Consider the following 12537-nt stretch of genomic DNA (forward strand, 5'->3'; position numbering starts at 1 on the left):
TCGCCGAGCCGGTTTCCGCAGGTGCTCGATCGGCGACGCCCCCGGTCTTCCTCACGCGACCTTGTGCCTTCCGAAACCCACGCCCCCTTTAGAAGCCCGCGATTGGCAGGAAATCGATGTCACGAGCTACAACCGGCACGAAACGCGTTCTCAGCGTGATCGGCCTCGCGACGGCCTCGGCCACGGCCGCGCTGGCGTTCCCGCTCGCGGCCACGGCCGAAACCGCGGCGATCCCCAACTGCACCACCGTGGACGGAGTGATCCCCGCGACCTCCGGCGGCTCCCACCACTGCGTGATGGGTCCGGGCAACGGCGGCTCGCCCGTAACGGCGTTGCAGCGATCGTTGCGGAACTGCGAGGGGCAGTCCATCGCCGTGGACGGCATCTACGGCCCCGCCACCAGCGCCGCGGTGCTGGACGTGCAGCGGCGGGCCGGGATCGCGCAGGACGGCGTGTACGGGCCCCGGACCCGTAACGCGATGCACTGGCACATCGGTGCCGACTGCGTCAGCTACCAGTACGGCTGGGGGTGACGGGAACTTTTCCGGTCCGGTCATCGGGGGAACTCGGTGACCGGACCCCGGCAACCGGGGTACCGGGCCCGGCTAGCCGAAGAAGACGCTGTCCCGCTGGGCCAGCAGCCGGTAGATCGTCTCCTGGATGTTCTCCCGCACCTGGTCACTCAGGTCGAACACGACCATCGGGTCATCGGCCGCGTCCGCCCCGTACTCGACGGTGTCGATGGGCTCGCCGAACTCGATGTACCACTTGGTGGGCAACGGCACCGCGCCGAGCGCGCCCAGCTGCGGGAAGAACGGCGTCACGGGGAAGTAGGGCGTCCCGAGCAAGCGCGCCAGCGGGCGGATGTCGCCGATCTTGGGGTAGGTCTCCTCCGCCCCGACTATGGAGCAGGGCACTATCGGCACTCCGCGCCGCATGGCCGCCGAGACGAAACCGCCGCGTCCGAAACGCTGCAGTTTGTAGCGGTCCCGGAACGGTTTGCCGATCCCCTTGAACCCCTCGGGCCACACACCGACCAGTTCACCCGCGCGCAGCAGGCGCTCGGCGTCCTCGTTGCACGCGAGAGTATGCCCCGTCCGCCTGGCCAGGGAACCGATCAGCGGAGCGGCGAAAACCAGATCGGCGCCGAGCATCCGCAGGTGCCTGCCCGCCGGGTGCCGGTCGCGCAGCGCGACCGTGGTCATCAGCGCGTCCCACGGCAGCGTGCCCGAGTGGTTGGCCACCACGAGGGCCCCCGATTCGCTCGGCACGTTGTCCAGGCCGATGGCCTCCACCCGGAACCAGTTCTCGTAAACGGTCCGCAGGGCGGGCAGGAAAACCCTGTCGGTGAGTTCCCTGTCGAAACCGAACTCGTCCACTCCGTACTCGCCGAGCAGGCGCCGCCGGGCGAAGGCGAGCGCGTCGACGAGGGCTTCGTGCCAGTCGGCGTGGTCCTCCTCCGAACCCGTCCGCGCCCGGCCGCCGCCGGGACTCCCTTCCGAGCCGTCCTGCCCTCCCGCACGGGACTCTCCCCCGTCCGGGTGAAGCGGGATCACTCTCGCGTTCGTCATCGTTCCTCCCTCACAGAGCTCGTCCGGACGATCGGCTCCCGCCCGAACCCCCGCTCACGAGACGGCGGGAGGTCCGCGCCGGACGAGCACCCGCGCGAACCGAAACGGAAAACCTCTACCAGCGCACCCGGGAGATCGCCCTGCCGATCTCACGTTCTGCCGCCCTGATCCGCTCGGGGGAAACCAGTGGACGCAGGTCGCGGCCGTGCACGAAATCGTCGAAGGCCTGCTGAGTGGTCCACCTCGGAACGAACCCGAACCGCTCGCGCAGCCGCGTCGTGTCCACGACGCGCCCGAAGTTCAGGAACTCCAGCTGAGCGGCGGAGAGCCCGGCGAGGTTCGTCCCGCGCAGGAAACCGGTCAACGGCGGGATCGCCGCTCCGGGGAGCGGCGTCGGCGCTCTGCCCGCTCTCCTGATCGCCTGGCCGAGCATGAGCACCCCGTCACCTCCCACGTTGAACACACCGGGGTGTTCCTCCAGGGTGGCCCGCTGCAGCACGGCGAGGGCGTCCTCCGAGTGCAGCAGCTGCAGGCGGGCGTCCCGCCCGAAGATCGTCGGCACGAGGGGGAGCGAGAAGTACCTCGTCAGGGCGGAGTCGATGCGCGGTCCGACCAGGTCGGTGAACCGCAGGACGGTTATGTCCATATCGGGACGACGCCGCCCGAGACCGCGCGCGTAGCCCTCCACCTCGACGGCATCCTTCGAATACCCGGAGGAGGGCAGGTCCTTGGGCGCGGTGTCCTCGGTGAAGACCGCGGGGTCGCGCGGGCTGGCCCCGTAGACCGCACTGGTCGACTTCACGACCAGTTTCCGCACTCGCGGGGAGCTCTGACAGGCGGCCATCAACCGCATGGTGCCCAGAACGTTCATCTCCTTGTGCACGGTGCGGGCCGGGGGCAGACCGTCCGAACCGGTCGAGACCTGCACGACCGTGTCCACCCGCGCCTCGGAGACGATCTTGGCGATCAGCGGGTTCCTGATGTCGGCGCGCACGAACTCCGCACGTCCCATCCGGCGCGAGAGCTCCGGGGACGGCGGGACGACGTCCACCCCGAGAACTCTTCCCACGCCGGGGCTGTCGGCCAGTCTTCCGGCCAGATGCGCACCGGTGAAGCGGCTGACTCCCGTGACGAGCACGACATCCGGCACCGCCGGCCTCCTGGAAGCGTTCGACCGTCGTTCCGGGCCGGAGGTGCACCGCGCGAAGGACTCCGCAGTCCGGCCTCGCCCACGGCACCGGCCCTCCGGCAATCGTAACCCCGAAAGCGTTAACGGAGCGTGCTCACAGCTTCACTAAAAGCCGCGGGCAGCAGCAGGTTCGGTCGCCCCGGCGCGGGTACCGCCCGGCACCGCCGCGGGGTCCCCCGTGGTGCTCTCGCGAGGAGGGCCCCGACGTCGTGCGGATCGCCGCTCCTGCGCCGGGGCACCCGCTCACGAGACCGCGAGAGGTTCCGCCGGGCAACCGCCTGATCAACCTGAACAGGAAATCTCAGTCAGTCGTCCGCCTCGGAGGGACCCGACCGGTGCTTGGCGCCCAGCTCCACGGAGCGGGAGTGGGCCGCCTCGATCGCGTCGATCAACGCGGCGCGAACCCCGTGCTTCTCCAGCTCGCGGACACCCGAGATCGTCGTACCTCCCGGAGAGGTGACTCCCTCCCGCATGATCACGGGGTGCCCCTCGCCCTCCCGGAGCATGGCGGCCGACCCCACCGCGGACTGGACGATCAGCTCGGCGGCCACCGCCCGCGGCAGGCCGAGCAGGATCCCCGCGTCGATCATCGCCTCCACCAGGTAGAAGAAATAAGCGGGCCCGGAACCGGACAGCGCGGTGACCGCGTCCTGCTGGCTCTCCGGGATGCGCACCACGCGCCCCACGCTGCCGAGCATCTCCTCCACCGTTTCGAGGTGCGAGTCGGTGGCGTGCGTACCGGCCGAGACCGCGCTCATCGCCTCGCCGACCAGCATCGGCGTGTTCGGCATGACTCGCACGACCGGAGTCCCCGCGGCGAAGCGCCGCTCGAAAAGCTCCGTCGGCAGCCCGGCGCACAGCGTCACGACCAGCTTCTCCGGGGTGACCAGCAGGGCGATCAGCTCGAGCAGTGGCTCGATGTCCTGCGGCTTGACCGACACGACCAGCACGTCGGCCTGTCCCACGGCGTCGGCGATGTCCACGTTGCGGACACCGTAGCGCTCGGTCAGCTCCTCCGCGCGCTGTTGGTGGCGCTCGGTGAACAACAGCTTCTCCGTCGCGTGTCCGGCGTTGATCAGACCGGACAGCAACGACTCCCCGATCTTTCCTGCCCCGAGTACGGCGATCGTCGACATGGGATCAGGGTGCCAGAGCGGGGCCGCACCCGAACTCGCGGTCCCGTCCACCCGGTGGGACGAACTCACCCGCAGGTGGGGCCGCTCGCGGAGGCCTTCCGGTCGAGTCGTTGGCGGGGCCGGGGTTTCCCCTTCGGCGCGGGCAGCGCCGCGACACACCACCCGAGCGGAACGACCTCCGTCAGACCCGCAGCGGCTCGAGGTGCAGCCTGGCGAACAGCAGGGCCTCCGCCAGTTGCGCCGCACGCTGGTCGGCCGTCCTGGCCTTCCGCGTGTTGACCTCGATGATCACCGCCCCCGTGTACCCGCCCGAACCCAGGGTCGTGCACACCTCCGCGCAGGGCTGGGTGCCGTGCCCCGGGAGCAGGTGCTCGTCACGAGGTGCTCCCGTGCCGTCCGTCAGATGGACGTGCGCCAGACCGTCCCCCATGCGTCTCATCAGTTCCAGCGGATCGCTCTGGGCCGCCGCCGCGTGCGAGACGTCCAGCGTGTAGTGCCGGAAACCGGTCTCGGTCGGATCGGGCGAGGGCCGGAAGGCCGACAACCCGGCCGCCCTGTTGCCGCGCAGCCTGTCCCAGCTGTTCGGGGGCCGCACGGGGAACATGTTCTCGACCGCGACCCGGATGCCGCTCGTCTCCTCCAGGCTCGCCACCAACTCGGCGAAGGCCTCCGCGTACCTGCGCTGCCAGCGGAACGGCGGGTGCACCACGACCGTCGAGGCCCCCAGTTCGCTCGCGGCCACCACCGCCCTGCGCAACCGCTCCTCCGGTTCGGAGGACCACACCCGCTGTGTGATCAGCAGGCACGGCGCGTGCACCGCCAGCACCGGAACCCCGTGCTGCTCGGACAGCCTGCTGAGCGCGGAGACGTCCTGGCTGGTCGCGTCCGCCCACACCATCACCTCGACACCGTCGTACCCCAGGTCGGCGGCCATCTCGAAAGCCGCCCGAACGGGCTGCGGCCATACCGACGCGCTGGAGAGCCCCACCGGCACGGCGGGCCGGTGGGGCTGGGGTGTCGCTACGCCCGGTGTTTCGCGAGTCATGTCCCGCCAAACTCGATTACTGGAACGAACGGGGAGCGGCCCGTGCGGCCGCGGGATCGACGGAGCGGTCGAATCGGTCCGCCCCCGGAACAACCGGCCCGGAAGGAGCCCCGGCGCACCGGCACCGCTCCGAGCACCATCCGTTCGGACGACGCGTGTCGATCACTTTCAGTGTCCCACCAGCAGCAGAGCGACCGGCGAGACGGTGCACGCCAGACCGACCAGCACCGACAACAGAATGGTCTGCAGATCATCGGTACGCAAGACTTTGCGGGCCCCCAGCACGAGAGCACCGGTGAAAGCCAGCGCGGCGGCGAGCGCGGGCAACGGGAGCTCGCGCCACAACCAGCGGAAACCGATCCAGACCAATCCTCCTGCCAGCAACCCGCCCAGGGTCTGCCCCGCGAGCACCACCCAGTCCATCGCCCTGGACCGCCCGACGTCCTCCGGATCCGCGGATTCCGAGTCGATGTCCGCGTCCTCGTTCTCCAGCCCCGCAGGCAGCGAACGCTCCGCGCTCTCGTCGAGGTCGTCCTCGTCGGCGTACTCCGAGTCGTCCGCTCCCCCGAGCTCCTCGCGGTGGGACGCGCCGTCGACCTCACCGTAGAGGTCAGCGGCGTCGGCGAACGGATCCTCGTCCGGTTCCTCGGCGGCGTAGTAGGCGTCCTCGTAGGGATCCGGGGCGGCCTCGACGCCGGAGGAGTCCCGGGCGGGCTGCTCCTCCGGGATCTCCGGGTACTCCAGCAGAGTGGTTCCGTCCCCGTCGGTCATCTCCGGATCGGCGGAGGGGGCGGAGGCAACCGCAGGAGCCGCGGGAGGGGTGCTCACGGGCGGGAACCGTTCGGTGGACTGCTCGTGCACCACGGAGGCCGCCGCCTCCGGCTGACGAGGGGATTCCCCACCGGCCCCCGCCGCGCCGCCCGCGGTTTCCGCACCGGAGGCCGCCCCGCTCGGAGCGGCGCTGCCCGCGGGCAGCGCCCCACCTCCCGGCTCGGCCGCGGGCAGCGGCGGCTGTTGAGCCGTGACCTCGGTGTCCACGGCCGATCCGTCCGGTTCGTGCCCGGTCGTCGGCCGCCCCTCGGGGGCCTCCCCGGCTCGGGTGTCCCGTTCCGCCGGGGGGAGCTGTCCCTCCTGCTGCTGCGGAGCCGCCCAGTTCCCCTGGTCCGCTCCCTGCTGGGTGGTCGTCCGGTCGGTCCCCTGAGTGGTGGCGCCCCGGTTCTCCTCGGCGGGAGGACGCCGGTCGTTCCCCTCCGGGGAAGCACCCTCCGCGGGAGCCGCGCCCGCCTGCCCGGAGTCACGGGGACGCACCACCGGTGCCTCCCGTCCCCGCACCCGCTGCGCGGGGCCGCTCTGCTCCGGGGAGAACCGGACCCCCATCGCTCCGGAGGAGCCCGGTTGAGCCGCGGCCGGGGGACCCTGCGGAGGAGCCGCGGAGGAGCCGGACACCGACCTCCTGGAGGCTTCCGGAGCGGGCTCGGCGTGCGTCTCCCCCGTGGCCGGTTCCGCCGGGGCCTGCCCGCTCGCCCCCTGATCGGAGGATTCCGGCACCTCGTCGTCGGCGTCCTCCACGGGAAGCATGCGCCCGCTGTCCGAGTTGACCCTCTCGATGATCGCCTGGGGAGCCGTTTCGGACGGGTCCTCGGCACGCCTGCGCCTGCGGCGTGAGCCGCGCTGCGCGCCACCGCCGTGTTCGGCCAGCAGTTCCGCGACGGTGCGCTGGCTCGGGTCCTTGGACCCACTGTCACGACTCATCGACTCCACCGTGCCCCGTGCTAGATCTCGCGTCCAGTTGACTCCGCGATCGCGCGGCTGTCACCCAGTATCGTCCCCTGCGATTGTCGACGGTGCGCTCAGGCCGTCCTCGGGCCCGTCGGCAACGTCGGCCCGGTCCAGGCGCCGCAGGATCACTCCCTCGCGCAGCGCCCACGGACAGATCTCGACCTCGGACAGCCCCAGCGCCCGCAGCACCCCCTCGGCCACCAGCCCGCCGCTCGCGAGCTGATGCGCCCGTGCGCTGCTCACCCCGTCCAACGAGGCCAGGTCGGCCGTGGAGATCCTCGTGACGAAGGCGAGCAGCTGGTTCAACGCCGCGGAGGTGAGGGTCCGGCGCACTCGCGGGCCCGCGGAGGCGGCGGCCGCACCGCTCAGCCTGGCCAACGAGCGGAAGGTCTTGGAGGTCGCCACGACCTTGTCCGGGTGGTCGAACTCCCGGAACCGGCGAGCCGCCTCGGCCAGTTGGTCGTCGATCCACTCCCGCAGCCGCTCGACCTCCGCACGACGCGGCGGGTCCTCCGCGGACCAGACACGCCCGACGTGGCCTGCTCCGAGCGGCAACGAGACCGCCGTGTCCGGTTGTTCGTCGACGCCGAGGGCCATCTCCAGCGAACCTCCCCCGATGTCGAGCACGAGGAGGTTACCGGCCGACCAGCCGTACCAGCGTCTGGCCGCGAGGAAGGTGAGGCGGGCCTCGTCGACGCCCGAGAGGACCCGCAGCTCGACCCCGGTCCGCTCCCGGACCCGCTCCAGGACCGCTGTTGCGTTGTCCGCCCGGCGGATGGCCGAGGTCGCGAAGCCCACGAGCTCGGCGCACCCGAGCTCCAGCGCCGACTTCCGCGCGGCTTCGACGCTGCTCGTCAGCTCCGCGACGGCGGGCTCGGACAGTGTTCCGGAGGCGTCGATCCGCTCGGACAGCCGCAACACGGTCTTCTCGGACGTCATCGGTGTCGGATGCGCACCGCGGTACGCATCCACCACCAACAAGTGAACGGTATTCGACCCCACGTCGAGCACCCCTAGGCGCATGGGGCCAACCTACCGTTCCCGAGGAAACGACGAGAGCGTGCCGAGAAGAAGGGCCCGGGCGGATCCGAGCGCTCGCCCGATCGAACCGGTCGTCAGATAATCGGATGAGCGACGCCGGTCGCTTGTATCCACCTGCGCAGCGGGCGCCGCCGCGGGTTCTCCCGTGGTGCTCTCGCGAGAGACGGTCCCGACGCCGTGTAGGTGCCTACCCGACGTCGGGGGCCCCGCGACGAGAGCCCACGATAGGTTCCGCCACCCGCACCGCCACGCGAACCGGGCCGCCGCCCCTCCGAGAATCAGGTCTCGAACTTGTACCCCAGCCCGCGCACCGTGAGCAGATGACGCGGATCGGTGGGGTCCGGTTCCAGCTTGGAACGCAGCCGCTTGATGTGGACGTCGAGCGTCTTGGTGTCCCCGACGTAGTCGGCTCCCCACACCCGGTCGATCAGCTGACTCCTCGTCAGCACCCGTCCGACGTTGCGCAGCAGGTACTCCAGCAGGTCGAACTCCTTGAGCGGAAGCCCGACCTCCTCACCGGAGACCGTGACCACGTGCCGCTCCACGTCCATGCGCACCGGCCCCGCCTCCAGCGTCTGGCCGGCCGGGGAAGGTTCCTCGGTCTCTCCACCGTGCCGCCGCAGCACCGCCCGCACCCGCGCGGTGAGCTCCCGAGCCGAATAGGGCTTGGTGACGTAGTCGTCGGCACCCAGCTCCAGACCGACGACCTTGTCGATCTCGGCGTCCCTGGCCGTCACCATGATCACCGGGACGGAGGAGCGCTGCCTGATCTCCTTGCACACGTCCGTTCCGCTCATCCCGGGCAGCATCAGGTCGAGCAGCACGATGTCGGCGCCGTTGCGTTCGAAATCCTCCAGAGCCTCCTGGCCCGTAGTGGCCACGGATGCCGTGAATCCCTCCTTGCGGAGCATGAAAGCCAGTGGGTCGGCGAAGGACTCCTCGTCCTCCACGATCAGCACCCTGGTCACCGGACTCCTCCCGTTTCGACGGTTCGCGCCCCTTCCGCGGTGTGGGCCGCGCGGCCTTCTGGATCGCCCCCCGGCTCCTCGCTCCGGGCGGACGCGTTTTCGGTGGTTCGGGCCGGTTCACTCCCCGGATGCCGCGGCACCCACAACGTGAAGGTGGAACCGGTTCCGGGCCTGCTCCACACCTTGACCTCCCCGCCGTGGTTGGCGGCGACGTGCTTGACGATGGCCAACCCGAGACCGGTACCGCCGGTGGCCCTGGAGCGGGCCCGATCCACCCGGTAGAAGCGTTCGAACACGCGCTCCTGGTCCGCGGGATCGATTCCGATGCCCCGGTCGGTAACCGCGATCTCCACGTAGTCCTCGCGGAGTCGCCTGCTGATCGACACCGGACTCGCGTCCGGCGAGTAGGACACCGCGTTGTTGATCAGATTGCTCAACGCGGTGACCAGCAAGGTGCGATCGCCTTCGAGCCGGAGCCCGCTGGCGTCGTCGGTGGTGATGTCGATTCCGGCCGATTCCGCGGCCACTCGGCAACGACCCAGCGCCTCCTCGACGACGTCGTCGACGTCGACGGTGGACAGCTCGGGAAGCGGCTCTGCGCCCTGCAACCTGGACAGGGCGATCAGCTCGGAGACGAGCGTGCCGAGCCGGGTCGACTCGTGCAGGATCTTGTTCGAGAAACGGCGCACCTCGTCGGGGTCGTCCGCCGCGTCCAGCACAGTCTCGGCCAACAGCGCCAGGGCCCCGACCGGAGTCTTGAGCTCGTGGCTGACGTTGGCCACGAAGTCCCGTCTGGTCTCCTCCAGCCGTACGGACTCCGACTCGTCGGCGGCGTCCACCACGGTGAACCCGTCACCCAGCGGGCGGACGTTGCCGAGCACGGCCGTCGGGGCACGCCCGTGCTGGGCGTCCCGGTTCAGCGGGGACAGGTCCACCGACACCGGCTCGCCCGTGTTCAAAGCCCGGTCGGAAGCTTCGCGTGCACGGGAGTCGGGACGGTTGTCGCGCACGAAACCGAGCTCATCGGCTCGGGGGTTGTGCACCACCACGTCGCCGAAGCCGTTCAGCACGACGATTCCGTTGTCACTGGTGTGCACCAGACGCTGCAACAGCTCCGCGACTGTCGGCCCCTTCGCACGTGTGCGCTCGGAACGTCCGCGGCTCACGGCGAGTCGGTAACCCGCCACCAAGCCCAACGCCAGCACGCCGATCAACAGGGCGCTATAGCCCAATGCGGTCACACCAGCATCGTAAGCAAGCCGGGGCAGGGCTCGGCCAGAGTATGAGGCCATTCAGTGATGCCTCTGACACCCCGCAGTGGGGTTTTTCACCTTGGATTCACCCGAGAGGGAGCGTTCGTTCAACGCGTGGACATCATCGATTCGAACGGGCCGTGGAACGGCCGTCGCCGCCCCCTCGGTCCTTCGCACCGGGAGGGCGGCGACGATTCGCGTCCGGTTCGGGTCAGCGTCCCTGGCTGGCCACCGATGCGGCGGCCTCCTCGGCCGCGGCCGGATCGAGGTAGGTGCCTCCCGGGTTCTCGGGGCGCAGCTGCTCGTCCAGGTCGTAGCGCAGCGGTATGCCGGTCGGGATGTTGAGCGCGGCGATGTCCTGGTCGGAGACCCCGTCCAGGTGTTTGACCAGCGCGCGCAGCGAGTTGCCGTGCGCGGCCACGAGCACCGTCCTGCCCGCGCGCAGGTCCGGGACGATCGAGGACTCCCAGTAGGGGAGCAACCGGGTGACGACGTCCTTGAGGCACTCGGTGCGCGGCATCTCGGAGCCCAGGTCCGCGTAGCGCGGGTCCCCCTCCTGGGTGTACGGGTCGCTCGGGTCGATCTCCGGGGGAGGAGTGTCGAACGAACGGCGCCAGAGCATGAACTGCTCCTCGCCGTACGTCTCCAGGGTCTGCTTCTTGTCCTTGCCCTGCAGAGCACCGTAGTGGCGTTCGTTGAGCCTCCAGTCCCTGCGGACAGGGATCCAGTGGCGCTCGGCGACGTCCAAGGCCGTGTTCGCGGTGCTGATCGCCCGGCGCAGCAGGGAGGTGTGCAGCACGTCGGGCAGCAGTCCCGACTCGGCGAGCAGCTCACCACCGCGACGCGCCTCGGCTTCCCCGTCCTCCGACAGGGGGACATCCACCCATCCGGTGAACAGATTCCGCGCGTTCCACGTGCTCTCACCGTGGCGCAGCAGTACAAGGGTACCGACAGTCATGCCGCCAGGTTAGCGCCCACGACGAGGTGGACACGCGACGCACGGGTGCGACAAATCACCGGTCCGCGCGAGCGCTCCCGGCGGGCCCGCCGGGAGCGGGAGGCACCCCGGACGGCGCACCGACGGGGCCGCCCCGATAAGCGCACGAAGGTCTGAGCGATTCAGCTCTCCCGTCCGGCTTCCGCTCCGGCACTCGGGTTCCCCCGCCGCGCCGTGGACGGCATTCCGCGGCCACCTTTTCCCGGAAGACAAAGACCCGGCGCCACAGGTGAAATCAGACCGTTATTTATTTGCTGCTTTCTTGATCCCCCGTATGTGTCACTGATCACATATTCGGGTGAAATAGGGACACGGGAACTTCACAGCGTTACTTTCTAATTCAAACTTCACTCGATTGGAGCAGGGCAGTGGCCTTGTGGTCATTGCTCGACTCTGCGAAGTTTGGCAGCGCTCTGACGAGATCGGCTCCCACGCACTCCCCGATCCCGTCGGAGTCGTGTACGGTCCGCACCCCCCGTCGGACCGTGCCTGCCGGGCCAGGGTCTCCCCGCCTACTGCGCCCGGCACAGCGGAACCCCCGCGCGGGGCGGCTCGAGCTCGTGACTCCCCCTCTCTCCCGAGCCGTCCCGCGCCGGGTCCGGCAAGGCACCCGAAAGCCTTCGGAGTCCCCTCCCCCCGCGTCGCGGAGCGGTGACCGGCCCACTGCGAGGCGCACCGGAGCACCGACTCGATCCCGGATACCACCAACCGGTTCACGCTTAAACGTACCGGCGGAACGCTCGGCCCGCCGCCCGAAATCGATGCCCCGGCGCCTGTCGCTCATCACCACCCGAGCAACCGGCACCGCCGCGGGTTATCCCGTGGTGCTCTCGCGAGGACGGTCCCGACGTTGCGCGGAACCGCTGCCCGAGACGAGCCCGCGAGAGGTTCCGCCACCCGCACCGCCGCGGGAAAGGAGCCGCCGCCCCTCTCCGAAATCAGGGTTCGGAGTCGGACACGGGGGGCACGGCACCCTCCCGCTCGACGAGCGAGCTGAACGCGCGCAGATTCGCCAGCGATTCACCGCGTGATTCCCGCCATCCCCACTCACGACGGATAGCGGTTGCGAAACCGATTCGCAACAAGGCGTTGAAATCACCGTCCGCGGCTTCCAACACCTGCCCCAGAACACGATCGAGTTCCTCAGCGGTGACCGCGTGCAAACCGATTCTTCCGATCAGGTAAAGATCGCCGGTGCTGTCGACGGTGTAGTGAACCCCGTACAACCGCGCATTGCGGCGCAGCACGTAGCGGTAGAACTCCTCGTGCCCCTCGTCGGGTTGCCTGCACACGAACGCTTCCACGATCAGCGAGTGCTCGGAGACGATCAACCAGCAATTCGTCTGCAGTTTGTTGCTGCCCGGCAACGTGACGAAGAACCTTCCGACCTCGGGATGCTCGTAATCGAGCTCCCCGTCGTCCAGAGTGTCCTTGATCACTCGGTCGAGTGATTCCCGCTCGTTTGAGCTCATCGCTCTCCTCCTGGCTCTTGATCCGGTGTGTGAGCACCGGAGCGATTACGCTTCCTCGGACGGACGAACGCAGGACCACCGGTCCT

Annotated in this window: 11 protein-coding genes; 1 reads left to right on the forward strand and 10 read right to left on the reverse strand. The window is 69.7% G+C overall.

Translation table 11 applies throughout. The annotated features are described in order from the left end of the window. Positions 1 to 116: 116 nt before the first annotated feature. Positions 117 to 533: a peptidoglycan-binding domain-containing protein gene (locus tag FHR84_RS09895; RefSeq protein ID WP_179535166.1), complete on the forward strand. Its 417-nt coding sequence runs from the start codon at positions 117 to 119 to the stop codon at positions 531 to 533. 72 nt (positions 534 to 605) lie between these two features. On the opposite strand, the gene FHR84_RS09900 is transcribed toward FHR84_RS09895, so the two are convergent. From FHR84_RS09900 to FHR84_RS09945, 10 genes are all read right to left on the reverse strand, one after another. After that, on the reverse strand, positions 606 to 1571 hold the full coding sequence (locus FHR84_RS09900; protein WP_179535167.1) for a lysophospholipid acyltransferase family protein: 966 nt from the start codon (positions 1569 to 1571) through the stop codon (positions 606 to 608). Positions 1572 to 1686: 115 nt separating this feature from the next. Further along, a complete protein-coding gene (locus tag FHR84_RS09905) occupies positions 1687 to 2721 on the reverse strand; it encodes an NAD-dependent epimerase/dehydratase family protein (RefSeq protein WP_179535168.1) in 1035 nt (344 codons plus the stop codon). Between the two features lie 344 nt (positions 2722 to 3065). Beyond that, entirely contained in the window at positions 3066 to 3896 is an 831-nt protein-coding gene (gene proC / locus FHR84_RS09910; protein WP_179535169.1) for a pyrroline-5-carboxylate reductase, read from the reverse strand. 181 nt (positions 3897 to 4077) lie between these two features. Next, positions 4078 to 4941, reverse strand: a complete 864-nt coding sequence (locus tag FHR84_RS09915; RefSeq protein ID WP_179535170.1) for a sugar phosphate isomerase/epimerase family protein — start codon at positions 4939 to 4941, stop codon at positions 4078 to 4080. A gap of 168 nt (positions 4942 to 5109) precedes the next feature. After that, positions 5110 to 6693: a hypothetical protein gene (locus FHR84_RS09920; protein WP_179535171.1), complete on the reverse strand. Its 1584-nt coding sequence runs from the start codon at positions 6691 to 6693 to the stop codon at positions 5110 to 5112. A gap of 60 nt (positions 6694 to 6753) precedes the next feature. Beyond that, positions 6754 to 7743 carry a Ppx/GppA phosphatase family protein gene (locus FHR84_RS09925; protein ID WP_179535172.1) on the reverse strand — a complete coding sequence of 330 codons (990 nt, stop codon included), beginning with the start codon at positions 7741 to 7743 and terminating at the stop codon, positions 6754 to 6756. 296 nt (positions 7744 to 8039) lie between these two features. Further along, positions 8040 to 8729 carry a response regulator gene (locus tag FHR84_RS09930; protein WP_179535173.1) on the reverse strand — a complete coding sequence of 230 codons (690 nt, stop codon included), beginning with the start codon at positions 8727 to 8729 and terminating at the stop codon, positions 8040 to 8042. After that, positions 8726 to 9970 (reverse strand): sensor histidine kinase, encoded by a 1245-nt coding sequence (locus tag FHR84_RS09935; RefSeq protein ID WP_343075216.1) that lies wholly within the window; start codon positions 9968 to 9970, stop codon positions 8726 to 8728. Before FHR84_RS09935 ends, FHR84_RS09930 begins: the two co-directional genes overlap by 4 nt. Before the next feature lie 223 nt (positions 9971 to 10193). Next, entirely contained in the window at positions 10194 to 10940 is a 747-nt protein-coding gene (locus tag FHR84_RS09940; RefSeq protein ID WP_179535174.1) for a phosphoglyceromutase, read from the reverse strand. 977 nt (positions 10941 to 11917) lie between these two features. Then, positions 11918 to 12451, reverse strand: a complete 534-nt coding sequence (locus FHR84_RS09945) for a type III secretion system chaperone family protein (RefSeq protein WP_179535175.1) — start codon at positions 12449 to 12451, stop codon at positions 11918 to 11920. Positions 12452 to 12537: the final 86 nt, after the last annotated feature.

Origin of the sequence: Actinopolyspora biskrensis, assembly GCF_013408175.1 — a bacterium.
Taxonomy (GTDB): domain Bacteria; phylum Actinomycetota; class Actinomycetes; order Mycobacteriales; family Pseudonocardiaceae; genus Actinopolyspora; species Actinopolyspora biskrensis.

Bases quoted from the DNA above. Each gene is read 5' to 3' on its own strand.
- proC (WP_179535169.1), bottom strand. From the start codon at position 3,896: ATGTCGACGATCGCCGTACTCGGGGCAGGAAAGATCGGGGAGTCGTTG.
- FHR84_RS09925 (WP_179535172.1), bottom strand. From the start codon at position 7,743: ATGCGCCTAGGGGTGCTCGACGTGGGGTCGAATACCGTTCACTTGTTG.
- FHR84_RS09895 (WP_179535166.1), top strand. From the start codon at position 117: ATGTCACGAGCTACAACCGGCACGAAACGCGTTCTCAGCGTGATCGGC.
- FHR84_RS09915 (WP_179535170.1), bottom strand. From the start codon at position 4,941: ATGACTCGCGAAACACCGGGCGTAGCGACACCCCAGCCCCACCGGCCC.
- FHR84_RS09940 (WP_179535174.1), bottom strand. From the start codon at position 10,940: ATGACTGTCGGTACCCTTGTACTGCTGCGCCACGGTGAGAGCACGTGG.
- FHR84_RS09900 (WP_179535167.1), bottom strand. From the start codon at position 1,571: ATGACGAACGCGAGAGTGATCCCGCTTCACCCGGACGGGGGAGAGTCC.
- FHR84_RS09945 (WP_179535175.1), bottom strand. From the start codon at position 12,451: ATGAGCTCAAACGAGCGGGAATCACTCGACCGAGTGATCAAGGACACT.
- FHR84_RS09920 (WP_179535171.1), bottom strand. From the start codon at position 6,693: ATGAGTCGTGACAGTGGGTCCAAGGACCCGAGCCAGCGCACCGTCGCG.